Genomic DNA, 24,198 nt, shown 5'->3' with positions numbered 1-24,198 from the left:
CGGCTACCGTCCGGCCGTGTCCCGCACCGTCACGCTGATCCTGCTCGACGCCGCTGGCCGTCCGCTCGGCGCGCTGCCGCCGTTCGGCGTACCGGAGCCGTGGTGGCAGGAGGTCGCCTCGATCGTGGCCGAGGTTCGTCGTCGCCACGGTCTGGCGGTCGCCGTGCTGCGGCTGCTCGACGCCGACCGCCCCGCGCCGCCCGGCGGCCACGTCCGCTACCTGGCGCAGACCGCCGACGCTCCCGCCGTACCCCTGGAACCGGTTGCCGTGGACCTCGCGCCGCACCCGCTGCGCCAGTCGTGGGCGCAGGCCGGCGGCCCGGCGCGCAGCGTCGCCTGGGCGGCGGGTGAGCTGCGCCGGCTCGGCCGTCGGGTGACGGCGGTGGCGCAGCAGCGCACCTGGAACCTCTCCGCCATCTGGTGCCTGGACACCGACGCGGGCCCTACGTGGCTGAAGCAGCTACCGCCCTTCGCCCGCCACGAGCCCACGGTCCTGGCGTTCCCCGGTGACACGAACTCCTTGGTCAACGGGCCGACGGTGCTCGCCGCCGACGGGGAGGGGCGGATGCTGCTGGCGGACGTGCCGGGGCAGGACCGGTACGGGGCCGGGGAAGGGGAGCGTGCCTCCATCGCGGTAGAGCATCATGCGGTGCAACTGCGGGCGTGTGGGGTCGTCGGTGAGCTGGCCGTCGCCGGGGTGCCGGATCTGCGCGGGACGGGGCTGGCGGACTGGATCCGCGAGCGGCTCGCCGGGCACGACGTGTCGGCGGCCGCCGGCCTGCTCGACGGGCTCGACCACCGGCTCCAGCAGGTCCGGGACTGCGGCCTGCCCGACACGCTCGTGCACGGCGACCTGCACCCCGGCAACGTGCGCGGCGACGGGCGGCGGCGGACGGTGATCGACTGGGCGGACTCGTTCGTCGGCCACCCCGCCTTCGACATCCTGCGCCTCACCGAGGACGTCGACGCGGACGCCGCCGCCCGGCTGATCGGCGCGTGGGCGCGGCGCTGGCGCACCGACGTGCCGGGCAGCGACCCGCACCGGGCCGTCGACCTGCTCCGGCCGGTCGCGCCGCTGCGGCTGGCCGCCGTGTACGCGATGTTCCTCGCCGCCATCGAGCCGGGCGAGCATCCGTACCACGTACACGACGTGCCGGCCGCGCTGGCGCGAGCGGCAGCTACTCCCTAGACCCGGCGGACCGGGATCCACAGCTCCGCGTCGGCGGTGCCGCCGTCCTCGGCGACCCGCACGCGCGAGATCTCCGGCCCCGGGCGGGCCTCGTACGGGTTGGACGGGAACCAGGACGTGAACACGGCCCGCCACAGGTGCTGCACCGCCACCGGGAACGCCCCGGAACTGGAGAACACCGCCCAGTCACCGGCCTCGACCGGCAGGCTGTCCAGGCCGTCCGGCACCTCCGCGCCGGTCACCGCCGCGTACCAGTAGTCCAGCTCGGCGCCCTCGTCGCGGGAACCGGCCAGCTCGGCGCTGACGTTGACGATCCCGCGCGGCTCCTGGTCGGACAGCGCCTCGATGCGGCGTACGGTGGCCGGGTCGATGCCCCTGACGAACGCCACGATGTGCGGGTTCATCCCCTCGTGCACGAGCGGCACCCGCGCTTTCAGCCCGGCGAGCCGGAAGGCGTCCTTGGTCACGATCCGGTAGTCCATGCTGGTGTTCCCTTCGACGACGAGCCGGAAGGACAGCCGGGGCTGGGACCGCAGCACCGCCCCGGCCTGCCGGGCCTGCGTCGGCCCGACGCCGTGCACGGCCCGGAACGCGCGGGCGAACGCCTCGTTCGAGCCGTAACCCCAGCGGACCGCCACGTCGAGCAGTGACTCCCGCCCCGCGAGCACGTCCGCGCCGGCCAGCGTCATCCGGCGACGGCGGACGTACTCCGACAGCGGCAGCCCGGCCAGCGCCGAGAACAGCCGGCCGAAGTGGTGCTCCGAGACGCCCGCGATCCGGGCCAGCGCGGCCACGTCGAGCGGCTGCTCGAGCCGCTGTTCGAGGTAATCCAACGCGGCGTTGAGCCGATCCAGCACCCGATGTTCCTTCCTGGTGACGACCTCGACGCTAGGTTCCCGGCCGTCCACAGACCCGATCACACCGGACCCGGTCCGGTCGCCTCATTCGACACTGGCGGGCGTGTCGCATCATGACGTGGTGATCTTCCGGAAGCGGCACCGCCACAAGAAGAAGAGCCGGGACTGGTGCAACTGCGACGTGCCCACCTGTGACGGGCCGGGCTGCTGCGACCTGGGCCTCTTCTCGATGCTGCTCACCCTCGGCTCGGTGACCGCCGGCGTCGTGCGCCGACCCGCCGTGGACCGCGCCGGCCGGGCCGCCATCCTCGGCTACCGGCGCTGGCTGTCGCACCGCTGGCCGGCGACCTGCCGCTACACGCCCACGTGCAGCGCGTACGGGCTCGCAGCGGTCGAGCGGTACGGGCTGGCGGTGGGCGGTCGGATGGCCGCCGACCGGGTACGCCGATGCCGTCCCGACGTGCCGCACGGCACCCACGACCCGTTGCGCTGACGCGCCCTCGCCACGTCGGGGAGGTGGCGGTGTCCCGGTGCGCGGGATGCCGCCACTCCGGCGACCTGGTGTCGATCAAGGCGGTGGCGGTCACCCGACCGACGCGGGGCCGCCGAAGACGACCGGGACGCCGGGGGAGTAGAGCACGCTCACCGGTGGGCCGTCCGGCGCGGGCAGGCCGGCGGCGGTGACCAGTTCGTCGTCCAGGTCCAGCAGTTCGGCACGGTGCAGCGGCCACTGTGGATGCCAGTTCGGCACGTGAAGGGTGCGGCCGTACGCGCGGGTGTGCAGACCCCAGCGCGCGGTGAGGAAGTGCTCCAGCGGCGTCGGCTCGGCGATCGGCGCGCCGACGCGCACCGTCATTCGGCTGGACGCGCCGGACGGACCGGGCCAGCGGCGGCGGCACCGGTAGGTGAGCGTGTCGCCGGAGCGGTCCAGCCGCATCGCCGACCACTTGTAGGGCAGGCGCAGACTCAGCTGGGCCACCAGCACCGGCACCAGCCGGGACGCGTCGAGCGAGCGGAACACGACGGCGCGCCGCCCGGAGCCGTCGACGGAGTAGAGCCGGACGTTCGTCTCCCAGAACGTGCCGAAGTACGGCACGCCCGGGCCGACGCCGAACCCCAGCCCGACCATCTGGAACCCGATCAGCCCGACGTAGGTGAGCCCGTCGAACGTGTCCGGCCGGGTGCCGGCGGGCAGCAGCGGCGCCACCCGTTCCGGCGGGACCGCCCAGTGCAGGAACGTCAGGTCGTGCCAGCGCTGTGCCAGCCAGGACCGGCGGATGGCGCGTACCGGAGCGTGCTCGACCGGTTCGATCTCCACCGGTCCATCCTGTCTCGCCGACGCAACCTGACTCACTCCGGACGGTGGCAGACCGCCTCGACGTTGTTGCCGTCCGGGTCGCGGACGAACGCGCCGTAGTAGGTGGCGTGGTATTCCGGCCACTCCTTCGGCGCGTGCAGCACCTCCGCGCCGACCGCGACAGCCGCGTCGTGGAACGCGCGCACCGTGGCACGGTCGGCGGCGGTGAACGCGATGTGCACCGGCGCCGGCGTGGCGTCGGACGGCGCGGGTTCCACCCAGAAGTCGGGCTTGTCGACGCCGTAACCGATCGGGCCGGGCTCCATGAGCCGCCGCGCGCCCAGCGGGGCGAGCACCGTGTCGTAGAAGGCGCCGCTGGCCGCCAGGTCGCGCACCGCTACGGAGAAGTGGTCGAGCACGTCGCCTCCCTGCGATCGTCGTTGACCGCGCCAGGCTACGAGCCCTCTACGACACTTTCGCCGCCCGGTTTGCGTCGCGCCCGCCGCCGGGCAGCCGTCGCGGTGACGCCAGCCGTCGTCGAGCGCCCTGGCTCGGTGGTCCAGCCTCGTTGAAGATGTGTGCCATCCAGAGCGATATACCTCAGAGTCATGATTATGACTTTGAGGTATATCGCTTCTGTCTCCATGTATTTCCGGCGGCGGTAAGGACCGTCGGGCGGGACGCGCGTCGCCGCCGGGCGGTGAATGAACTCGCCCACCGCGCCCCGGATTTCCGCACGCCACCCACCACGTAGTGGGTTCTGTCCTCGGCGCCGAGCCGTACCGTGCTCTGCGCCAAGCAGCGCGCCGAACACGACGGCGTACCCGATCAGCGGCGGGGCGTCGGGGTTGGTGGACCGTCAGCACGGGGGCGAGCACCGGCGCCGCGAGCACGGGCCACCAGCGCGGTGGAGACCGGATCGTCGACGAAGTCCGCGAGCCGTCCGAAAGGGATTGCTCACGCAGCGTAGGATCGCGTGCGACACAGCCGAACACACGGGGGAAACGATGTTCGAGCGCCTGGGCAGATTCGTCGTGGGCAAGGCGTGGTGGGTGATTGGCGGCTGGGTCGTCGCCGCGATAGCGATCATCGCCGCCAGCCCGTCACTGAGCGACATCACCTCAGCCGACCAGGAGAGCTTCCTGCCGAGCTCCTACGAGTCTGTGCAGGCCACCGAGCTGGCCGGGAAGTCGTTTCCACAGGCGGCCACCGCCACCGCCACCGTCGTGGTCAAACGCGGCGACGGCAAGCCGCTCACCGCGGCCGACGAGGCGCGCGTGGGGCAGCTCGCCGCCGCGCTCAAGGCGCGGAACATCCCGCAGACCTCCGGCTACCTGACCGGGCCGCAGGCCGTCGCGCCGGACAAGTCGGTGCAGGTGGTCACCGTCGGTCTCGACGCCGACAGCCCCGACGACCCGGGCCTGCTCGACGCCGTACGCGATCTGCGTGCCGCCCTCGGGCCGGACCTGGCCGGCAGCGGCCTGACCGCCGGGGTGGCCGGCGACGTGGCCAGCTTCGTCGACAACGAGGACACGTTCAACGAGGCGTTCGCGGTGGTCGGCGTCGCCACCATCGTCCTCATCATCGGGCTGATCCTGATCATCTTCCGCAGCCCGTTCGCCGCGCTGCTGCCGGTGGTGGTCATCAGCGTCGTCATGTCCGTCACCACCGGGCTGGTCGCCGCCGCCGGCAAGGCGTTCGACCTCAACGTCAGCCAGGACCTGCAGACCATCCTGCTGATCGTGCTGTTCGGCATCGGCACCGACTACATCCTGTTCCTGCTGTTCCGCTACCGGGAGCGGCTGCGCGCCGGTGACGACAAGCGCACCGCGATGGTCGTCTCGGTGCAGCGGGTCGGCGAGGTCATCGCCTCCGCCGCCGGTGCCGTCATCGTGGCGTTCCTGGTGCTGCTGCTCGCCTCGCTCGGCTTCTTCGGCTCGCTCGGCCCGGCGCTCGCCATCGCCGTCGGCGTCATGCTCGTCACCTCGCTGACCCTGATCCCGGCACTGGTGTCGCTGCTCGGCCGGTGGGTGTTCTGGCCGTCGAAGGCGTGGCAGCGCCCACCGAAGGCGACCCTGTCCCGGCGGCTCGGCGCCGCCGTCGGCCGTCGCCCGGCCGTCGTCGCAGCCGCCTCCGGTGTGCTGCTCGTCGCGCTAGCCGCCGGGGTGCTCGGCTACAAGGCCGACTACGACTTCAGCGCCGGCTTCCCGCAGGACACCGAGTCTGCGCGGGCCGCCCAGGACCTCCAGCGCGGCTTCGCCGCCGGTGCGCTCGCGCCCACCGAGGTCTACCTGACCACCGGCAGCGGCACCCCGCTCACCGACCAGCAGGTGAACGACTTCGCCGCCGCGTCGGCCAAGGCGCCGGGCGTCGGGCGGGCGCAGCCGCCGGAGCGCAGCGCCACCGACCCGAGCGTCGCCCGGATCAGCCTGCTGCTGAACGAGAACCCGATGTCCAACGAGGCGATCACGCTGGTCCGCGACGACCTGCGGGACGCGCTGCACGCCGCCGCGCCGCCGGGCACCAAGGCCTTGGTCGGCGGCGCCACCGCGATCTTCGCGGACATCAACTCGGCGAACAACAGGGACCTCTCGGTCATCCTGCCGGTTGCCGCCGGCCTGATCGCGCTCATCCTCGGGTTGCTGCTGCGCAGCCTCGTCGCGCCGGTCTACCTGGTGATCGCGGTGCTGCTCAACTTCGCCGCCACGCTCGGCGCGACCGTGTACGTGTTCCAAGGGCTCCAGGGCAACCCCGGCGTGACGTTCCAGCTGCCGATCATCCTCTACCTGTTCGTGGTGGCGATCGGCACCGACTACAACATCCTGATGATCGCCCGGCTTCGCGAGGAGGCGCGCGAAGGGCACGAACCGCACGAGGCCGCCGCGATCGGGGTGGAACACGCCGGCCCGACAGTCGCCGCGGCCGGGCTGATCCTGGCCGGCACGTTCGGGGTGCTGATGCTCGCGCCGATCTCATTCCTGCAGCAGATGGGTTTCGCGGTGGCGATCGGGATCGTGCTGTCCGCATTCGTCATGTCGATGTTCTTCGTACCGGCGCTGACCGGGCTGATCGGCCACACGGCATGGTGGCCGGGGCACGGCGACGAACGGCGCAACGGCGGTGGCGGTGGCGGCCGGCACGCCGCGCCCGAGCCGGCCGACGCGACGCCGGTCTGACACTCACCCGCCCCGGCGCGGCTCAGCCCTCGCCGGGGCGGACCAGCCCGCTCTCGTACGCGATCACGACGAGCTGCGCCCGATCCCGGGCGTTCAACTTCTGCAGTAGCCGGCTCACGTAGGTGCGGGCGGTATCCGGGCTCAGGAACAGCGCCTGCCCGATCTCCGTGTTCGACCGTCCGGCGCCCACCTGCGCGAGCACGTCCCGCTCCCGCGCGGTCAGTCCGGCCAGCCGCGCCGGGTCGGCCACCGGCGAGCGGGCCGCCGCCGCGAGCACCCGCCGCGTGACGGCGGGGGACAGCAGCGCGTCGCCACCGGCCACCGTCCGGACCGCGTCCCGCAGGGCGTCCGGCGCGGTGTCCTTGAGCAGGAATCCGGCCGCCCCGGCGCGGATCGCCTCGAACAGGTACTCGTCGTCGTCGAACGTCGTCAGCATGAGCACCTGCACGCCGTCCAGCGTCGGGTCGGTGAGGATCCGCCGGGTCGCCTCCAGCCCGTCCCCGCCGGGCATCCGTACGTCCATCAGCACGATGTCGGGCCGCTGCTCGCGTACCACGGCGAGGCCGCTGCGGCCGTCGCCCGCCTCGCCCACCACCTCGATGTCCGGCGCCCGGTCGAGCAGCGCCCGCAGGCCGGTACGGACGAGGTGCTGGTCGTCGACGAGGACGACGCGGATCGGGCTCACGCGGCGACTCCCGCCAGCGGCAGGCTGACCGCCACCCGGAAACCGGTACCGCCGGATGCGGCGGTGCCGTTCTGGACTGTGTCGGTTTCGACGGTGCCGCCCAGCAGGGCGACGCGCTCGGCCATGCCGCGAAGGCCCTGACCCCTCCCGTCCGCCCGACCGGCGGGTGGGCCGCCGCGACCGTCGTCCACCACTTCAAGCGCGAGCCGAGCGGCCGTGGCGCGCACCGTGACGGTGACCCGGGTGGCCCCGGCATGGCGCAGCACGTTCGTCAGCGCCTCCTGCACGACCCGGTAGACGGTGCTGCCCACCACCGCCGGAAGCCTGTCCACCGGCCCCTCGACGCGCAGGTCGACTGCCAGCCCGCCCTGGCGTACGCCCTCCACGAGCGCCGGGAGCCGGTCGAAGCCGGGGGCCGGCTCCCGTGGCCCCGGTTCGCGGCGCAGCGTGCCGAGCGTGGCCCGCAACTCCGCCATCGCGCTGCCGCTCACCGACCGGATCGCTGCGAGCGCGCTCTCCGCCTGCGCCGGATCGCTGTCAGCGAGCGCCTCCTGGGCGACTGCGGACTGCAACGTGATCACCGACATGGTGTGGCCGAGCGTGTCGTGCACCTCCCGGGCGATGCGCAGCCGTTCCGCCTCGACCTGACGGGCCGCCTCCCGGTGGCGCTCCTCGTCGGCCGCGACCGCCTGCCGGATCAACGCCGCCCGGAGCGACCTGCGGTTGCGTACCGCATCACCGAGGGCGATGACGGCGAGCAGCAACGCCGCCTCCGAGCCCAGTTGCGTACCGACGACGACGCCGACGTCGTCGCCCTCGGCCAGCCGCGCGACCACCGATACGGCCAGCAGGCTCCCGGCGACCACAGCAGCAGGGACCACCCGCCCGCGTTCCGACGCCCGGTAGAGAACTGCGGCGGCCGGAGCGGCCACGCCGACCGGCGGCAGGTCCAGCGCGTAGTACAAAAGAATGGCGACCGCCGTGGCCAGCAGCGCCGGCACCGGCCACCGCCTGGCGCACAGCACCAGCCCACCGAGCCCCGCGCCGAACACCACGGCGAGCGCCGCGCCGCCGGCAGCGGGCCGCTCGGCCGCCACGGCCACCGCGACCAAGCCGAGCGTGGCAGCGGCGAGCAGCGCGTCGGCACGTGTGGACAGGGCGTCGGGCACGCTTCGAGCCTAGGTCCGCGCGGCCCTTCGCCGCTGTCGTCCGCAGGCGTCAGGGACAACCCCGAGGCGTACGCCGAGAAGCGACAACCGGTCGCGCGGCCACGCGGACGACGGTGCCCGGCCCCCGACCTAGCGTCGATGGCGTCCCCGAAACGTGAGGAGAACCCTCGTGGTACGCACACGACTGACCTGGATAGCCCTAATTGCGATGGTTTGGGCTTCGATGATGTCGTTCGGCGGGGTCGCCGCCGAGACAGTCATGCTCTACCCGAACATCTTCAACGACGCGCCCGCCTCCCTCGACCGGGCCCGCGAGTTCCTCGTCCACGGCGGCCCGCACGACTACTTCCCGCCGCTCGGCGCGTCGGTGATCCTGAGCAGCGTCGCCGCGACCCTGCTCACCTGGCGCGACGGCCGGCTGCGCTGGTGGATCGCCGGCGCCACAGCCGTCTTCGTCGTCTGCGAGTTCCTGTTCTCGGCGGTCTTCTTCTGGCCGCGCAACGAGATCATGTTCGTGGACCCGGTGGGGACGCACTCGCCGGAGTACCTGCGGCAGGTCGCGGCCGAGTTCGTCGCCGGTCACTGGGTGCGCGTCGCCGGAGGAGCGGTCACCGCCGTCCTGGCGTTCGTTGCGCTGTTGAAGTTCGTGCGCTCGACCGCGCCGGCCCCGGTTTCGGCTCCCGCGCCTGCTTCTGTTTCGGTTGCGGATTCTTCCGACGTGACGCGATGAGCGGGGCCCGCCGTACCCTCGGGTTCTCCTGGCCGGCGCTGGTCGCGCTCGCCGTGCTGGCCGCCCCGCGCGTGGCTCTGCACGACCTGGGCGTCGTGCCGGAGGGCACGATCGTGGCCGCGCTGCTGGCGGTCGGGCCGCCGCTGTGCTGGGTGGCCGCCGTGCTGTGGCGGCGACCGCCGCGCCCGTTCCTGACGCTCGTCGTGGTCGGGGCGCTGTACGGGGTGTTCCTCGCGGTCGGTCACCAGGTGTTCTGGGACTCGTCGCTGGGGATGGACGCGCCGGGGCTGGCCGGGCTGGCGCCGAAGGCGCGGGAGGCGTTGTTGCGGGGTGCTGCGGTGATGTCGAGCCTGGTCACCGGGACGGTGGTGGGGGTGGTGGCCGGGGCGGTGGCGTTGCTGCTGGGGCGGCTGCTGCCAGCCCGTAGGCATCGGTCACCCGGCTGAGGATCGATTGCATCTGCTGGGCTCTCGCGTTCGGGCCCGTTAGCTCGGCAAAATCGCCAACGATCCACCCTTGAACACTTCCCGACGGTGCCAAACGATGTGGGCTGGAGCCGGAACTGGTGTGCCCGGGCGAGGACGGAGTCGCCGGCCGTGTAGGTCGTACACCCTTCGGCCTGCGACGGTGCGGGACGTGAAGAATGTCGATACTGTGATGCGTAGATCATCGTCCAAGCCCAGCGCGCCGAAGTCGAAGAGCTTGTGATGCAACACGCACAGCGCAAGGCCGTTGTCGGAACTGTTCGGGCCGTCGAACGCCCACCAGCGTACGTGAGCTGCCTCAACGCCGACGGTGGCGCGACCCAACTGCCCGTCGTATCCGCAGAACGCACATTGGCGATCCCACGCCAGAAGTATCTCCGCACTCCATCTGGCGGAACGGCGTTGCGTGGACGTCTGTGTAGGCACCTGGGACTGAAGGACGCTGTCGGGATCCAGCCCAACCGCGAGCAGGACGTCGGGAGCGATCGTGGGTGGGAAGTGCTTCTCCACCAAGGTACGGGCGACCTGACGAAGTAAGTCGGGGCTGCGGCGTAGCTCCGCCTCCAGACCGGCATCGAGCCGGCCGTGAACACGGTGGCGTGTCAACGGACCTACCAGGTCCATCGGAACGTCCCTGCTCAACGTCCATATCCCGTCACTGCGTAGACGAGTAAATGGGTATGCGGCGCTTTGCGTACGCCCTGTTCTCGATACGGGGCCGAAATCGGCGATGAGATCACTCAATCGATCCGCTGTTTGAGCCCACTGCAGCTCGCTAGACCCGCAGCGGGCAAGCTCCCCCAGTACCAGCAGGATCAGTAGTGGCTTGTGCGGTGCCCGGCGGCCGTCCCGCTGATGAAGGCGGAGCGAGGTAAGTCGCTCCAGCGTCGACTGGGTCATGCGGCGATGGCTCGGGCGGCGGCGTACATGTCGGCGGGCAGCGGAGTCCGCAGCTCCCAGAGGATCCGCATCGGCCGGTCGCCGCTGTGCTCCTGGTACGCCATCGGCCCCGCGTACAGGTATGGCGGAGCGCCGAGATCCCGGTCGGCGATCTTGGTCTCGCGGACGAACAGGTGGACCGTCGAGCCCTGCGCGACGTGGTTGACGTACCGCCGCCCGGTGGCCGAGCCCGACGACGTGGTGCTCTGCGACTCCCACTGGAACAGGCGGTCGGTGATGGCGCGGTCGGCGTACATCGTGGTGGGGGAGTAGTGCTCCTCGGACTTCACGAGCGTGACGAAGAACAGATCCGCTCGCTCGTCGGGCAGCCACTTCACGCCCTCGCGCAGCGAGCCCGGGTTGGTCATGCCGAACGCCGCGCACGCCTCGTTGCGGCTGTAGCGGGCGTGCACCCGCAGCGGTACCCGATCCTGGGCAGGCGGCTCGGTGACCCGGTGGATACGGTCGCGCAGTACCTCGGCCACTTGCCGCAGTTCGGCGCAGCGCGCCGGTTCCGCCCACAGCCGCTTGAGCCGGGCGTCGCGTTCGGTCAGCGGCACCGACGGACCCCACAAGCTGAAGTGCAACATGTCGAGCAGCCGTCCGGCGGCGGGGCGCTGGCCGGCGGCGACCCGGGCGAGCAGATCCAACCTGTCGACGTCGTCGGTGTGCAGCATCCGGCCGATGGTCCGGCTCAGGTCCCTGTCGTCCGGGCCACCGGCCGTCGTGTCGAGGCCGGCCAGGCGGCGTAGCCCGGCCCAGCCGCCGATGCTCCCCGACCGGTAGACGTCCTCAATCTCCAGGCCGGTCTCGCGCAGGAAGTCGGACAGGCTCACGTCACCGAGCTGCCGTAGCTCGGCCACCAGCGCGTTCTTCGACGTCGGCATCGCCGACTTGAGATTGCGGAGGACGATGTCCTTCGCCACCCGGTCCAGTTCGATGTGGCAGCCGCTTGGCAGCGAGGGGAAGTCCTCCCGCACGGCGGCTTCGACAGCCCGTCGGCTCACCCCGGCAAGTGCCCGCCAGCGCAGATCGAAGCGGAAGTTCGCGTGCTGGCCGCCGATGAAGTCGAGCACTGTCAGACACGGCTTGCCGTCGTCCAGCCGCAGGCCCCGGCCGAGCTGCTGGAGGAAGATCGTGGCGCTCTCGGTGGGGCGCAGCATGAGGATGGTGTCGACCATCGGCAGGTCGACGCCCTCGTTGAACAGGTCGACGGTGAAGAGCACTCTCAGCTCGCGCTTGCGGAAGCGGTCAATCAGCGCGTGCTGATCTGCCCGCTTGATGCTTGATGTCACGGCCGCCGATGGCACACCGTGCCGCGTGAACCAGTCGGCCATGAACCGCGCGTGCCCACGGCTGACGCAGAAGCCGAGCGCACGCATCTGCCCGACATCAGCGATGCGTGTGACCGCTTGCAGGATGAGCCGGGCCCGAGCGTGGTTGCCCGTGTAGACGCCTTCTAGTTCGCTGGTGTCGTACCCCTGCCCGCGCTTCCACCGCACGTGGGACAGGTCCACGTCGTCGTGCAGCCCGAAGTACTGGAACGGCGCCAGCAACTGCCGTTCGAGGGCATCCCACAGGTGCAGCTCCACCGTCGCACGGCCGTCGAACCACGAGCGCACGTCCCGGCCGTCACTCCGCTCGGGAGTCGCGGTCAGACCCAGGAGCACGCGCGGCCGAAGCCGCTTCAGCAACGCCGTGTAGGTGTCCGACTCGGCGTGGTGGAACTCGTCGACGATGACCATGTCGTACGCCTCGGGGTCGATCTCCTGCCGGTGCAGCGACTGGATCGACGCGAAGATGTGCTTCCAGCCCTGCGGCCGATCGCCGCCGACAAGCGTCTCGCCGAACGTGCCGTCGCCCATGACCTGGCGGAACACCGACCGGCTCTGTCGCAGGATCTGCTCCTGGTGTGCGACGAAGAGCAGCGAGTCGACATGCCCCGCCCGCTGGAGCCGGCGATAGTCAAGCGCTGCCACCACGGTTTTGCCGGTGCCGGTCGCCATCACCACCAGGTTGCGCCAGCGGCCATGCACCAGCCGTTCGGCGTTGAGGTCGTCAAGAACCTCCTGCTGGTACGGGAACGGCCGGACGTCCAGGTTCGCGATTTCGGTCGGCGCGTCGTCGTCGCGTTCCCCACGCAACGCGACGCGCAGGCGCTCGGCGTCGGTGGCCGGGTCGTAGGTCTCGAACGCCGAGTCGTGCCAGTAGTCGGCGAACGTGGCCTCGAACGTGTCGATGACGTGCGGCTGCTCCAGGTTCGAGATGCGCACGTTCCACTCCACGCCGTCGACAAGCGCGGCCTTGGACAGGTTCGAGGAGCCGACGTACGCGGTGGTGGTGCCGTTGTTGCGCCGGAACAGCCAAGCCTTCGCGTGCAGGCGGGTGGTACGGGTTTCGTAGGAGACCTTGATCTCGGCGCCCAACTCGGCGAGCCGATCAAGTGCCCGCTGGTCGGTGGCACCCATATACGTGGTCGTGATGACGCGGACCCGGCCACCTCTCGCGATCAGCTCGGTGAGCGCGGGCTCGATGATGCGCAGCCCGTGCCACTTAATGAAGGCGCAGAGCAGGTCTACCTCGTCCGCCGAGGCCATCTCGTGGCTGACCTCGTGGCCGATCCGCGGCTGGTGTCGGCCGTTTACCAGGAGCGCGCCGGTGGAGAGCGGCGTCGAGGGGCGGATCGGGAAGACAGGCGCGGCCGGCGGGGTGGGCGGCGCGGCGATGGCGTGCAGCAGGCGTTGCGCGTCGGCCACCTGGTCCTCGGCGGTAACCGCACGCGGCTCGGCCTGAGCGATGTGCGCGGCGATGCGGTTCGCCAGGTCGACCTGCCGGGTGAGCTTGTTGTCACCGCCGCCGACGCCGAGGAGCGCTCGCCGGGCCAGGCCAGCTATGTGCCGGGCCAGGAGTTCATGCGCGTCAGCGGGATCCAGCTTCTCGTCGCGGACAAGGGCGTTGTCGATGTGCCGGAGCTGCGTCGCCAGCTTCTCCGTGATCAGGTGCTCGTAGATGCCCTGTTCAAGATCCCCCACGAAGGCAAGCTAGCCGCGATGAACGCCGGGCGGAAGCCGGTGCGGTAGGTGTCAGGAGCTTTCGCCTTCCGCCTGTCAGATCATCGACACGGTCTCCGGGATACCTCATCGACGCGCTGGCCCGATGGGCTTGGTGCGGACCTCGAACAGCGGTGCGCCATCCCGCGCGGGCTGCAGCCGGCCGGCCGGCTGCCATCCCCAGGAGTCGTACGCGCGCTGGGCAGGGGCGTTGTCGGGCCGTACGAGCAGCGTGGCGCGTTGTTCCCGCCGCGTGCTCAGGAGCCGGTCGTGGAGTGCCCGGGCGATCCCCCGGCGTTGCCACGAGCGCCGAACCAGCAATTCGCAGACCGCGAAAGTCCGGTGCCCGTCTTCGTCCGTGAAGCCGTCCGGCACCGGCTCATGAAGGCCGTCCCACCAACGCGAATCGGCTCCGAGCGGGAAGCCGTACACGTAGCCGACCAGATCGTCATCGATCCTGGCCGTCACCAGCTCCCAGCCTTCCCGGGGCATGTGTGCCGCGAGCTGCTGTTCGTACCGCTCGGCCGTGTAACGCGGGCCGTCGTCGGCGTGCGCGTCGAGGTAAACGTCCACAAGCTGGTCTACCAGGCCCTCGGCTCCCGCTGCGGTCTCCTGCCGTAGTCGCAGATTCTCCAGCACGATCACAGGATCCCACCGGGCGGCAGTCACTCGCCGAGAGGCTCTCAGACGAGATCGGCGAATGGCTTCCAACGTAGACCGTGGTCGCCTTGGATGACCGACTGCAATCGCTTGTCAAACTCGGCTGCGACCTTCCCCGAACTTGCGAGAAGCGGCGTGGCAGCAGCGATCATCTTGAGCTCTCGGGCTTCCCGCAGAAGTGGCCAGTCGCGGTCGGACGTCACGTCATACCCGTACGCCTCGGCGAGCGCCCGATGCGCCCCGGTCTTCCCGAAGCGGACCTCACCCACGGCGACCGCTGCCAGGTCCACCTGCCAAGGCCCGAGACAAGTGGCGTCGAAGTCGCAGAGCAGGATGCCGCGCGAGGCATCCCGGAGAAGGTTGCCGACGTGCGCGTCCCCGTGGATGAGCGACTGCTCCCCGCGCTGGTTGAGGTCGGCGACCTGCGGCTCCATGCGGTCGCACCACGCCGCCAGATAATCGTGGTCCTCTGCGGTCAACCCGTCGGCATCCGCCAGGCGTCGACGCGCGTCCCCGATCGGATCCCAGGTGGCCAGCGGGAAGGGCGGGGGTCCGAGCGCATGAAACCGCCGCAGCGCCGAGCCGAGGTCATTCATCGTCGGAGTAGGCGCGGCGGGTGGCAGGTAGACCCACACCGAGGCCACCAAGTCACCGACCGCAACCGGCTGCGCCACGCCGGGCGCCAGCCGGATCGTGGGCGCGTCCAGCTCGGCGAACCATCGCGCAAGCTGAACGACCTTCGTCACCCGGTCCCGGAGCCGGTGCGTCCGCGCGATGCGGATGACGAGCCCGGATTCCGGCAACGCGAACACGGCGTTGTTGGTCAGCCGAAGGAGGCGGGCATCCTCGGTCGGCACCTCAAGTCCGCCGGCGATCTCCCGCATGGCGAGGGTCATCGCTTCTTCCGAGAACCGTCCGTTCATACCGTGGCCGCAGCTCGTGCGGAGAGCGTCCGTTCGAATTCGGCAACGACGGCAAGGTGGCGGTGCCGTCGGAGATCACGGCGCAGGTTGAGTACTCGATCAACGACTCGACTGGAACTCAGCGCTCGCGACTGCTCGACCACGCGCGTGCCGACAGCGACCGCCCGCTCGGGCTCACCGGTGAGGAAGAGCGCGCTGCACAGGCCTACCTCGTTCAGGACCATGCTGCGGACGTTCGCCGGGCCGAAGGCGACGATCGCCTCTTCGACGCTCCGCACCGCCTGCGTCGCGTGCGTTCCGGCCTGCCGAGCCATGTCGCGGTACACGCGACCGTACTGCGCTAGCAGCTCGCCACGGTCGTAGAAGGCCATCCAGGTTGGCTCGCGCTCGGGATCCACACGCTCGAACTGATCACTCGCCTGACCGAGGAGGGCCAGCGCGTTCTGGTGGTCGCCGAGTGCGGCTGACGAGGCTGCCTCCGCGCCCCAGAGCAGCGCCTTCACGGCAGGGGTCGCCCGGGATCCCAGCTCTGAGTGGGCCAGCCGCAGCGTGGCCAGAGCATCGTGGTTGTGCCGAAGGTGTTGCAGTTGCTTGGCCTGCGAGTAGCGGATTAGAGCCGCCAGCGGAGCGTCGTCAGCGGACATCGCGGCCCGCTCGCCGGCGGCGAAATGCCGTTGAGCGTCCGCGTGCCGGCCGGCGTCGAGCGCGGTCCAGCCAGCCAACTGGCGAGCTGCCGCGATGGCCGCGACCAGGCGGGGTGTCACCCCGGGCGAGTGCGACCAGTCGAGCATGCGGTACACCGACTCCGCGAACTGGGCGACCTCCCGATAGAGCAGACCGCCACCGCATTCGTAGTCGACCGACCGGTAGAGCTCCAGTACCGCGTTTAGTCGAGTCACGTCCGCGCTGCCTATTCGGCGAGGACGGGGATCCTCAGGGGCTCCGACCAGCCCGGCTCCCGCCGAAACCGCCGCGATGCCAGCCAGGAGGGTCCGCCGGCCCAGGTCTGGTGCGGCGCGGCTCCCGTCGGCCCGAGGGCTGCCCGGGGAGGCGGGACCGACGGCGAACCAGAGAGATCCCGGCGGGACGCGGAGCACTGTCGCCCAGTGCGCCAGCCGGTCGAGATGCACCAGGGCGGGGCCGTTCTCGATCCGGCTCAACTGCGCCTGCGTGATCCCCAGCCACCCCGCGACGACGCTCTGCGGCAACGGGTTCCGCCCGTGGTACGGGTGGTGGCGGTACGCCCGGATCACCTGCCCGAGGTGCCGTCCGGCCAGCGCCGCCCGGAGCGGCTCATGGTCCCAGAACGAGTCGGGCACGGCGGGCGGCGTGCTGAGGCGGTCGCGCTCGGCGGCCTGACAGGGCGCGCAGCGCCCCGTGTCGTTGTCGCGCGCCAGGCGCCCGCCGCAGCGGGGGCAGTTCGCAGGTGTCACCGGCAACCTCGCCGTTCGCGGAGAACCTGTGTCCGAAGTCGAGCCTAGCCATTCAACCCGTTCCGGAGCGGCCCGGTATACGCACCGCGCATATCGCCGGATGTCTCGCGGCGGTGACTGAGCGTATGCAGTGTGCGCATGACGACCACGATCATCAGCGCATGCGCTTCCTGCCGGGAAGGCCTGAGGGTCGGTGCATGGCCCGGGGCGGGTGCCGGGCTCCGGTGGCACCGCGTCCCCCGATCGCGGCTCCCGCCGTCCCCGCCCGCTCCGGTGCCACTCCACGAGAAACCGACCCGGAGGCGCCAGCCGATGTCCGCCGTACTCGCCGACTTTCCCGTCCTCACGCCGGTCACCGACGAGGATCTGCTCGTTGCCGCGCTTGCCGTGCGCGTACACGTTCCCGAGCACTGGCCGCAGGGACCGCTGTGTCGCAGCGAGCGCGTCCCGTACCCCTGCCGGCTGGCCCGGTGGGGGAGGGCGACGCTCGCCGCGGCCGGGCTGCCCGACGAGGCCGTGGCGGCCGGGATGGTGGCGTCGTGATCTACGTGACGGGGGAGCGGGTGCAGGCGTACCAGGTGCGCAGCGCGGTCTTCGACACCCGCTGGCGCGGGCTGGACCCGGCGCAGGTGCACGACTACCTGTGCCGAGTCGCCGACGAGATGGACCGGTTGCACCGGGAGCTGACCACCGCGCGCACCGAGTCGGAGCGGGTCCGTCAGGCGTTGCGGCAGTGGCAATCCCGCCACAACGGGTGCCGGCGACGCGGCCACGATGACTGAGCCGCGCTGGATCATCCACCTGCCGACCACGCTGACCAGCCGGGACGCCGCCGACCTGGCCGCAGCGCTCGCCCGGTCGCTTGGGCACCTGGATGCCGTCGATTTCGGCGAGACCACGCTCAGCGAGGAGGACGCACAGCACCTGCGGCACCGGGTCTGGTGCGATCAGCGGTTGCCCGAGGGTGGACGCTGTGGGCTGCGGAACGGTCACGGCGGGTCGTGCGGGGCGACGGAGCCGCGCTGACGCCGGTACCGTCCCCGCCGTGCTGGACACCGAAGAACTACTCGCCGAGTTCACGTCGCCCCGCCCGTACACGATGGCGGTCGTCGCCGACGCGCCGGCCGCGCCCGGCGTGCACCTGGTGCTCGACGGTGGCGTGGTGGTCTACGTCGGCTACACCGGTAACCTGCGCTCCCGGCTGCGGCAGCACCTCACCGGCAACCGCGACTCGTCGGTCCTGCATGACCAGGTCGGCCAGCTCCTCGACACGCCCGGCCGCGCCGCGACCCGCGACGACATCGCCGGGTGGCTGGGGCGGCGCGAGGTCCGCTGGCTGGAGACCGACCACCCCGAGAGTACGAAGGACGCGCTGGTCCTGGCGTTGCGTCCCCGCTTCAACCGGCAGGTGCCCCGGCCCACTAGGTGTCGGATCGCGTCGCGCGCAGCGCGTCCACCACCACAGCCCATCGGTTCGGCGACATCTCTTCCGGCGTCCGCAGCACGTCCCCGTCGTGCACCACCACCCCCGCCTCACGCAGCCGCTCCAGGTTCGGCTGGTATGCCGGATGCGCGGTAAGCACGGCTTTGACCCGGGGAAACACCTGGATCGGCAGGCCGGAGCCGAGCAGCTCGTTGAGGATGCCCAGGACAAGTGTGTCGCTCGCGCCGGTCGCCCACTTGTTCAGCGTGTTGAACGTGGCGGGCACGACCGCAGCGACGTCGGCCGGAGGGTGCGGCTCGGGGTCGCCGGGGCGGCGCCACTGCGCCCGCACCGGATATCCGGTCTGGTCGGCGAGTACGTCACAGTCGAGCCAGCTCGCAGCGATCGGCGTGGCGATCAGACACACTCGCCACCCGTCGGCCATGAGCAGCTCGACGAGTTCGCCGATCCGCTGGGCCGGGGGAGCGGCGCAGACGATGAGGTAGAGCACCGGCGCTTGACTCATGCCCGCAGTCTTACCCGGCGCGTGTTAAGAAGGGGCCCCGCCTCTACCGGAGACGTTAAAAGGGGGCCCTTCCTTGCACGAAGCGGAGCTGGTGATCCAACGGGTGCTGCGGGACCTCCGGGAGGGGGCGCACCGCGGCGTCGTCGTGGACTCGCCGCCGGGCGCCGGGAAGTCCACCCTCGTGGTCCGCGCCGCCGTCGAGATCGCCGCCACCGGCGACCCGCTGATGATCGTGGCGCAGACCAACGAGCAGGTCGACGACCTCATCGACCGGCTCGGCCGTAGGGCCCCGGAGCTGCGCGTCGGGCGGCTCTCCGCGACCGACTACCGGCCCACCGAGCGGGTCACCGGGCATCCGGCGGTCCGGGTCGCGGCGAAGGTCGCCGACCTGGGCGGCCCGGCGGTCACCATCGGTACGGCGGCCAAGTGGGCCACCGTCACCGAGGGGAGCTGGCCGTGGGCGATCGTGGACGAGGCGTACCAGATGCGCGCGGACGCGCTGCTGCGCGTGGCGGGGCGGTTCGAGCGGGCGCTGTTCGTCGGCGATCCCGGGCAGCTCGATCCGTTCTCCGCTGTGGAGACGTTCCGCTGGACCGGGCTGACCTGGGATCCGATGCAGTCGGCGGTGGCCACGCTGCTGCGGCACAACCCGGAGCTCCCGGTGCACCGGCTGCCGGTGTCGTGGCGGCTGCCCGACTCGGCCGCCCCGGTGGTGTCCGCCGCGTTCTACCCGTTCACCGGGTTCCGGGCCGGTACCGGGCCGGCCGACCGGGTGCTGACGTTCACCGAGCCGGGTCCGGGGGACGCCTACGACGCCTCGGTGGAGGTGGCCGCCGCGACCGGCTGGGCGTTGCACGAGCTGCCGGCCCGGCACACCGTGCGTACCGATGCCGAAGCCGCCGCGGCCTGCGCGGAGCTGGCGTTGCGGGTGCTGGCGCGCGGCGCGGTCGCGGTGAGCGAAGCAGCGCCGGGCGGCGCGCCGGTCACCGCGGACCGGATCGCCGTCGGGGCCGCGCACCGCGACCAGGTCGCGGCCATCCGGTCCCGGCTGGGCACGGCCGGGGCGGGCATCACCGTGGACACCGCCAACCGGCTCCAGGGCCGGGAGTACGACGTGACGATAGTGCTGCACCCGCTCTCCGGCCGGCGGGACGCGACCGCGTTCCACCTGGAGTCGGGGCGGCTGTGCGTGCTGGCGTCGCGGCACCGGCACGCCTGCGTGGTGGTGGCCCGGGCTGGAATCGGTGAGCTGCTCGACGCGTACCCGTCGACCGAGCGGGTGCACCTGGACGTGCCGGTGAAGTTCCCGGACGGCTGGGAGGCCAACCAGACGGTGCTCACCCATCTGGACGCGCACCGGGCGTGACGACGGGCCGTCGTGGCATGTCCGGCGAACCGAACGGATCTTCCGGGCGGTGGAGGGCGGTGGGCACGATGGCCGGATGTACCCTCACGACCCGTATCAGCAGGATCCGTACCAGCAGCAGTATCCGCCGCCGCAGTACCCGCAGTACCCGCCGCAGGCGTACGCGCCGCAGCCGGAGCAGCCGACGAACAGGTGGGCGATCGTCCTGTGGGTGGCGTTGCCGGCGCTGCTGGTGATCCTCTGCTGTGCCGGCTGTGTCGCGTCCGGGTTCGCGGGCGGGTTCATCGAGGGGTTCAACGAGGGCTATTCGTCGTCGTAGGCGTACCTCGCCGCGCGCCGCTGGCGGCGGTGCGTTAGGAAGGGATCATGACCGCGAGTGTGCTGCCCTGGCTGGGTGGGGGCGTGGTGGCCCTGGCGGCCGGGTTCCTCGCCGCGTTGCTGCCCCGGCGCCGCGCCCGCGCGCAGGGCCGGCGCGTCGCCTGGTCCTCGGCGCGGGCGGCGATCCACGACGCCACCGTGAGCCGGGACGCGTCCCCGACGGCGGTGCCGGAGGCGGAGCGGCTGCTGGCCCGGGCCGAGATGCTCGCCGCCGCCCGGGGCGGCGCCGACGCGGCCCGGGCCGCGGCCGAGCACGCCCGCCGGGCCGACGAGCTGTGGCGGGCCGGCCGGTGACCGCGCCGAGGTTGCCGGTACGCCGGGATCTGGTGCGCTGGTCGCTGCTGGCCGCCGCGGCGGCAGTGCTCGTGGTGTTCCTGGGGGCGCAGCGGCAGAGCGTGGAGGTCAGCTACGGGCGGTCCCCGTCGGCGGGCGCGCTGCCGCAGGAGGGGTCGGCCGGGGAGCTGAGCGACGCGAGCGTGCCGTCGGTCGAGGAGATGACGGCGCTGGTCGCGGCCGAACCCGTGGTGCGGCTGCCCGGGGCGGTCGCGCGCTGGGACGAGCAGCGGGTACGGGCGGCCATCGGTGACCGGGGCACCCGGATCCTGGTCGCCCCGCCCGGTCTGGACGAGGCGGAACGCCGCCGGGTCAAGGACGTGGAGAACGCCGAGATCCGGATCGTCGGCACCGAGGTCAGCGGCGGGCTCTACGTGGCTTCGCCGGACGACCTGCCGGGCTGGCGGGCCCGGTTCGCCACCCGTGACGTGACCGGCCCGCTGCTCACGCTGCTGGCGACGCTGCACGACCAGCCGACGCCGCCGGACCGCGACGACCTGCGCTGGCGGGAACCGACCGGTCCGGAGCTGGCCCCGATGGTGGCCGCGTTGCGCGCCACCGGCCGGTACGTGGGCCCCGGCGCCACGCTGACCAAGCTGCCGGAGAAGGCGGCGAGCAGCGCGTTCCCGGACGGGGCCTGGTTCGTGGTGCTGCCCGCGCAGCCGTACGGGGAGCCGCTGCCCGCGTACGGGCCGGCGCTGCACCGGCTCGCCCCGGATCAGCCGCTCCTGGTGATGTACGGCGACTGGATCGAGTACCACGGTCCGAGTGCGGCGGAGTTCGCCGAGGTGGCCGGCGCGAGCTTCTACGCCCAGTTCGGCAGCCGGCTCGGCCGGTACGCCTATCCGCAGCAGAACGTGCTCGCCACGTACCTGGGCCAGGTGACCGACGTGCGGTACGCGGGGCTGTTCGACCGTCCGCTGCCGTACCGGCCGTTCGACCCGCTGCGGGTGGCGCTGCCGGCGTTGCCCTGGATCTTCGCCGCCTGCGTGGCCGGTTTCGTGGCGCTCTCGATCCGTACCGTGCGGGGCAGCGGTCGCCGTCCGGCCGACGTCGGTCCGGGCGGTACGCCGGCCCGGCTGGCCGGGCTCTCCGCGCTGGCGGTGGAGCTGTCGCTGCTCACCGACGCCCGCACCGACCCGGCGCTGGTGCGGGGCGTGGGCCGGTTGCGGGCGGCCCGGGACGCGCTGGGCGAGGGGTTGCCCGACCGGCACGTACGCGAATTGCTGGCCGACGCGGCGGCCGAGCTGGACGACGTGGCCCGGGACGTGCGGATGCCCGGCTACCGGCCGGACGTCTACCTGCGGGCGAGGCTGTCGTGAGCGGCGTCGCGACCCGGCCCGCGCGGGTGCCCGCCCGGCGCGGCGCGGCGGCGACCGGTCCGCGCCGGCTGCTCGGCCGCCTGGTCGGCACCGCCTTCGGCCGGGCGACGCTCGCCTGCCTGGCGCTGGCCGGCTGGGCGCTGTGGTCCGGCGGCATCCTGGACGGGCCGGTCGCGCGGCAGGTGCGCGTCTCGTCGGTCTACGCCGCTCCCGGGGTGGACCTGGACCGGGCCGCCGCCGAGCGGGTCATCGGCAACCGGCGGCTGGTGGTGCTGATCATGGAGCCGGGCGCCGACCTGCGCGAGGCGTGCGCCGACACGAAGCGCGCCGCCCAGGGCACGCTGGTGCTGGCGATGAGCCGCGACGGCGAGGACTGGGACACCTACGGCTGCTCCCGGCTCGGTGGCGACGGGGCCAAGGACCTCGGCCGGGCCGTGGTCGCCGAGACCACCATCGGCCGGGGCGCCGACGCGTTCGTGGACCGGCCGGTCGAGGCGCTGAAGGTGATCGTGCTCAACTACGACCGGCTGGTCCGGGCCGGTCTGGTGCCGGACGGCGCTCGTACCATCAGCCCGTCGCTGCCCCGGTACCTGCTGGCCGGTGGCGCGGTGACCGGCGTGGTGGCCGGCGCGGCGGTGCTCTGGTTCGGCGGTCGCCGGGCCGGTCGTCTGGCCGACGCGCGCCGGGCCGGGCGGGACGCGCGCGCCGACGAACGGGCCGCGCTCGGCGCCGCCACCGCTGTGCTCGCCCAGCAGATCATCGACCTGGACGGGTACGCCGGTCCGGCCGCGCCGGCGCACCGGCGGCTGGCCGCCGACTACGTCGGCCTGCTCGACGAGGTGTCCGAGGTGGACGGCGACGCCGGGGCGTTGCGCCGGCTCCGGGAGCGGGTCGAGGAGCTGAACCGCCGCGCGGCGGCTCTGGCCGACGACGCCGCGTCCGGGCGGGGCGCCGATCGCGCGGGTGGCCGCAAGCAGGACAAGCCGCCGGCCGGGAGCGCCGGCAGGTCGGCGGGCGGGCGTCCGGGCCGGACGGCGGCCGGCGCGCCGGGGAAGGGCCGGACGCGCGGACGGGGCCGGCGGTGACCCGCCGACCCCGTCGTCACTGCGTCGTCAGCGCTGGGCGCCCACCGTCGCGGCGGCCGGCCAGCTGCCGGTGAAGACCTGGGCGGCCGTCGCGCTGCGGGCCGCGAAGCCGAACAGCGAGTCGACCCGGGAGGCCTCGGCGGAGCTGGGGTACGGGTTGGTGCAGCTCGTACCGGCGCTGCCGCCGGACATCAGGATGGCGCAGTTGCCGTTGTAGTTGTCCGGCAGGCCGAGGATGTGGCCGATCTCGTGCGTCATGATGCGCAGTGCCGAGTACTGCTGGGCCTGGTTGTAGTCGATCACCACGCGGCCGTTGCCGAGGCTGGTGCGCTGGGCGTACGAGCCGCCGCCGTAGGTGTAGGTGATCCGCAGGTTGGACCCGCACTGGGCCATGTTGATGTTGTTCGTGTAGTTGTTCCAGATCGCCGCCGCCTGCACCGCCGTGTTGGCGAACGGGCCGGCCTGGCTGATGTTGTAGCAGACATTGCGGACGGCGGCGGAGGCCGGAGCCGGGTTGACGGCTACCGCGCCGAGCGCTGCCAGCGTCGCGGCCGCGAGGGTGGCGAGGATCCGGGACAGCTTGGGCTTACGCATGGTTCACACTCCTTGGGATGGGGGGTGAGCGGAACGCCGCCAGCCTATAGATAGGTATCCATCGATATCAAGCGTGGCGGTGAACTGACCGGGCTCGATCATCCGTACCCCTTGTCGTGCGGACCACGGAGCTGGTGACCTGTCCCCGCGAGCCGCGCGACCGGCTCGGCCCGGTCGCCGTACGCGAGGCGGTGCACCGCTGGCTGCGGCTGATCGCGGCGGACGCGGAACTGGCCCCGTACCTGATCGGGGTCGACCGCCGCCGGCTCGCGGCGCTGCTCACCGACCGGCTGGACGCGGCGCTCGGCGGTGTGTGGCGCAGCCCCGGCGGCGCCGGGTCGGACGGCGGGCCGGTCCTCGGCGGCGCGCGGCGACCGCCGTTGAGCGAGGAGCAGCGCTGGCGCGTCCTGGACTACCTGGCCGCCGCGCTCTGGACGCTCGACCTGCCGCCGACCGCGCTCGTGGACGCCCAGCGGGCCGTCGCCGGACTGCTGCACGCCTGATCGCCCACCAGCACAGGAATGGTCGTTCACGCCGCCGGGAATCCCCGGTTTTCCTGTCAACCTCCCGTCACGCGG

26 protein-coding genes are annotated in these 24,198 nt (G+C 72.2%); 14 read left to right on the top strand and 12 right to left on the bottom strand.

The annotated features are described in order from the left end of the window. The first annotated feature begins 16 nt into the window (after nucleotides 1-16). The gene (locus DQE82_RS02930) at nucleotides 17-1,189 is read left to right on the top strand and encodes an aminoglycoside phosphotransferase family protein (RefSeq protein WP_113971940.1); all 1,173 of its coding nucleotides are present in this window, start codon (nucleotides 17-19) and stop codon (nucleotides 1,187-1,189) included. On the opposite strand, the gene DQE82_RS02925 is transcribed toward DQE82_RS02930, so the two are convergent. Next, the gene (locus tag DQE82_RS02925) at nucleotides 1,186-2,046 is read right to left on the bottom strand and encodes an AraC family transcriptional regulator (RefSeq protein WP_113971939.1); all 861 of its coding nucleotides are present in this window, start codon (nucleotides 2,044-2,046) and stop codon (nucleotides 1,186-1,188) included. The two genes, DQE82_RS02930 and DQE82_RS02925, sit on opposite strands and share 4 nt — an antisense overlap. Before the next feature lie 103 nt (nucleotides 2,047-2,149). On the opposite strand from DQE82_RS02925, the gene yidD reads away from it, so the two are divergent. Then, nucleotides 2,150-2,539, top strand: coding sequence for a membrane protein insertion efficiency factor YidD (gene yidD / locus DQE82_RS02920; protein ID WP_233514578.1), 390 nt, complete (start codon nucleotides 2,150-2,152; stop codon nucleotides 2,537-2,539). Nucleotides 2,540-2,629: 90 nt separating this feature from the next. Here yidD and DQE82_RS02915 read toward each other — a convergent pair whose 3' ends face one another. Both DQE82_RS02915 and DQE82_RS02910 read right to left on the bottom strand, forming a co-directional pair. After that, entirely contained in the window at nucleotides 2,630-3,364 is a 735-nt protein-coding gene (locus tag DQE82_RS02915) for a YqjF family protein (RefSeq protein WP_113971938.1), read from the bottom strand. A gap of 32 nt (nucleotides 3,365-3,396) precedes the next feature. Continuing rightward, entirely contained in the window at nucleotides 3,397-3,762 is a 366-nt protein-coding gene (locus DQE82_RS02910; protein ID WP_113971937.1) for a VOC family protein, read from the bottom strand. A gap of 588 nt (nucleotides 3,763-4,350) precedes the next feature. Here DQE82_RS02910 and DQE82_RS02905 point away from each other — a divergent pair. Then, nucleotides 4,351-6,519, top strand: a complete 2,169-nt coding sequence (locus tag DQE82_RS02905) for an MMPL family transporter (RefSeq protein ID WP_113971936.1) — start codon at nucleotides 4,351-4,353, stop codon at nucleotides 6,517-6,519. A 22-nt stretch (nucleotides 6,520-6,541) separates the two neighbouring features. Here the strand turns inward: DQE82_RS02905 and DQE82_RS02900 are convergent, their stop codons facing one another. Both DQE82_RS02900 and DQE82_RS02895 read right to left on the bottom strand, forming a co-directional pair. Further along, entirely contained in the window at nucleotides 6,542-7,204 is a 663-nt protein-coding gene (locus tag DQE82_RS02900; RefSeq protein WP_113971935.1) for a response regulator transcription factor, read from the bottom strand. Then, nucleotides 7,201-8,373 (bottom strand): sensor histidine kinase, encoded by a 1,173-nt coding sequence (locus DQE82_RS02895; protein WP_113971934.1) that lies wholly within the window; start codon nucleotides 8,371-8,373, stop codon nucleotides 7,201-7,203. The genes DQE82_RS02900 and DQE82_RS02895 overlap by 4 nt, the downstream gene beginning before the upstream one ends. 208 nt (nucleotides 8,374-8,581) lie before the next feature. On the opposite strand from DQE82_RS02895, the gene DQE82_RS02890 reads away from it, so the two are divergent. After that, on the top strand, nucleotides 8,582-9,103 hold the full coding sequence (locus DQE82_RS02890; protein ID WP_233514577.1) for a DUF1772 domain-containing protein: 522 nt from the start codon (nucleotides 8,582-8,584) through the stop codon (nucleotides 9,101-9,103). Further along, on the top strand, nucleotides 9,100-9,549 hold the full coding sequence (locus tag DQE82_RS02885; RefSeq protein ID WP_113971932.1) for a hypothetical protein: 450 nt from the start codon (nucleotides 9,100-9,102) through the stop codon (nucleotides 9,547-9,549). Before DQE82_RS02890 ends, DQE82_RS02885 begins: the two co-directional genes overlap by 4 nt. 39 nt (nucleotides 9,550-9,588) lie before the next feature. Here DQE82_RS02885 and DQE82_RS31405 read toward each other — a convergent pair whose 3' ends face one another. The 5 genes from DQE82_RS31405 to DQE82_RS02860 form a co-directional block, all read right to left on the bottom strand. Next, on the bottom strand, nucleotides 9,589-10,488 hold the full coding sequence (locus DQE82_RS31405) for a phosphorothioated DNA-binding restriction endonuclease (protein WP_113971931.1): 900 nt from the start codon (nucleotides 10,486-10,488) through the stop codon (nucleotides 9,589-9,591). Further along, nucleotides 10,485-13,559 (bottom strand): DUF3427 domain-containing protein, encoded by a 3,075-nt coding sequence (locus DQE82_RS02875; protein WP_113971930.1) that lies wholly within the window; start codon nucleotides 13,557-13,559, stop codon nucleotides 10,485-10,487. The genes DQE82_RS31405 and DQE82_RS02875 overlap by 4 nt, the downstream gene beginning before the upstream one ends. A 105-nt stretch (nucleotides 13,560-13,664) precedes the next feature. After that, the gene (locus DQE82_RS02870; protein ID WP_069087584.1) at nucleotides 13,665-14,216 is read right to left on the bottom strand and encodes a GNAT family N-acetyltransferase; all 552 of its coding nucleotides are present in this window, start codon (nucleotides 14,214-14,216) and stop codon (nucleotides 13,665-13,667) included. Between the two features lie 44 nt (nucleotides 14,217-14,260). Next, a complete protein-coding gene (locus DQE82_RS02865; RefSeq protein WP_113971929.1) occupies nucleotides 14,261-15,160 on the bottom strand; it encodes a phosphotransferase enzyme family protein in 900 nt (299 codons plus the stop codon). Further along, nucleotides 15,157-16,593: a helix-turn-helix domain-containing protein gene (locus DQE82_RS02860; protein ID WP_113971928.1), complete on the bottom strand. Its 1,437-nt coding sequence runs from the start codon at nucleotides 16,591-16,593 to the stop codon at nucleotides 15,157-15,159. The genes DQE82_RS02865 and DQE82_RS02860 overlap by 4 nt, the downstream gene beginning before the upstream one ends. 312 nt (nucleotides 16,594-16,905) lie before the next feature. Here DQE82_RS02860 and DQE82_RS02855 point away from each other — a divergent pair, with 312 nt between their 5' ends. The 3 genes from DQE82_RS02855 to DQE82_RS02845 are packed head-to-tail and all read left to right on the top strand — an operon-like array spanning nucleotide 16,906 to nucleotide 17,619. Further along, on the top strand, nucleotides 16,906-17,136 hold the full coding sequence (locus tag DQE82_RS02855; RefSeq protein ID WP_069087551.1) for a hypothetical protein: 231 nt from the start codon (nucleotides 16,906-16,908) through the stop codon (nucleotides 17,134-17,136). After that, complete coding sequence (locus DQE82_RS02850) at nucleotides 17,133-17,375, top strand: DivIVA domain-containing protein (protein WP_064446890.1); 243 nt, start codon at nucleotides 17,133-17,135, stop codon at nucleotides 17,373-17,375. The genes DQE82_RS02855 and DQE82_RS02850 overlap by 4 nt, the downstream gene beginning before the upstream one ends. After that, nucleotides 17,368-17,619 (top strand): hypothetical protein, encoded by a 252-nt coding sequence (locus DQE82_RS02845; RefSeq protein WP_113971927.1) that lies wholly within the window; start codon nucleotides 17,368-17,370, stop codon nucleotides 17,617-17,619. Before DQE82_RS02850 ends, DQE82_RS02845 begins: the two co-directional genes overlap by 8 nt. Before the next feature lie 395 nt (nucleotides 17,620-18,014). Here DQE82_RS02845 and DQE82_RS02835 read toward each other — a convergent pair whose 3' ends face one another. Further along, nucleotides 18,015-18,542, bottom strand: coding sequence for a flavoprotein (locus tag DQE82_RS02835; protein WP_113971925.1), 528 nt, complete (start codon nucleotides 18,540-18,542; stop codon nucleotides 18,015-18,017). A gap of 73 nt (nucleotides 18,543-18,615) precedes the next feature. Between DQE82_RS02835 and DQE82_RS02830 the strand changes: the two genes are divergently transcribed. The 5 genes from DQE82_RS02830 (at nucleotide 18,616) to DQE82_RS02810 (ending at nucleotide 23,026) form a co-directional block, all read left to right on the top strand. Continuing rightward, nucleotides 18,616-19,908, top strand: a complete 1,293-nt coding sequence (locus tag DQE82_RS02830; protein WP_113971924.1) for an AAA family ATPase — start codon at nucleotides 18,616-18,618, stop codon at nucleotides 19,906-19,908. A 76-nt stretch (nucleotides 19,909-19,984) separates the two neighbouring features. After that, entirely contained in the window at nucleotides 19,985-20,227 is a 243-nt protein-coding gene (locus tag DQE82_RS02825) for a hypothetical protein (protein ID WP_043326278.1), read from the top strand. 47 nt (nucleotides 20,228-20,274) lie between these two features. After that, nucleotides 20,275-20,580, top strand: a complete 306-nt coding sequence (locus tag DQE82_RS02820) for a DUF6403 family protein (protein WP_043326275.1) — start codon at nucleotides 20,275-20,277, stop codon at nucleotides 20,578-20,580. After that, nucleotides 20,577-21,941: a hypothetical protein gene (locus DQE82_RS02815; RefSeq protein ID WP_233514576.1), complete on the top strand. Its 1,365-nt coding sequence runs from the start codon at nucleotides 20,577-20,579 to the stop codon at nucleotides 21,939-21,941. The genes DQE82_RS02820 and DQE82_RS02815 overlap by 4 nt, the downstream gene beginning before the upstream one ends. Continuing rightward, a complete protein-coding gene (locus DQE82_RS02810) occupies nucleotides 21,938-23,026 on the top strand; it encodes a hypothetical protein (protein ID WP_113971923.1) in 1,089 nt (362 codons plus the stop codon). Before DQE82_RS02815 ends, DQE82_RS02810 begins: the two co-directional genes overlap by 4 nt. 27 nt (nucleotides 23,027-23,053) lie before the next feature. Here the strand turns inward: DQE82_RS02810 and DQE82_RS02805 are convergent, their stop codons facing one another. Further along, nucleotides 23,054-23,620, bottom strand: coding sequence for a snapalysin family zinc-dependent metalloprotease (locus DQE82_RS02805; protein WP_113971922.1), 567 nt, complete (start codon nucleotides 23,618-23,620; stop codon nucleotides 23,054-23,056). Between the two features lie 116 nt (nucleotides 23,621-23,736). On the opposite strand from DQE82_RS02805, the gene DQE82_RS02800 reads away from it, so the two are divergent. Further along, a complete protein-coding gene (locus DQE82_RS02800) occupies nucleotides 23,737-24,123 on the top strand; it encodes a globin (protein ID WP_233514575.1) in 387 nt (128 codons plus the stop codon). Nucleotides 24,124-24,198 lie beyond the last annotated feature (75 nt).

It is taken from the genome of Micromonospora sp. LHW51205, from assembly GCF_003315815.1.
Lineage (GTDB): Bacteria > Actinomycetota > Actinomycetes > Mycobacteriales > Micromonosporaceae > Micromonospora > Micromonospora chalcea.
The sequence above is the reverse complement of the archived record's forward strand: the minus strand, read 5'-3'. Positions and strand labels throughout refer to the sequence as shown.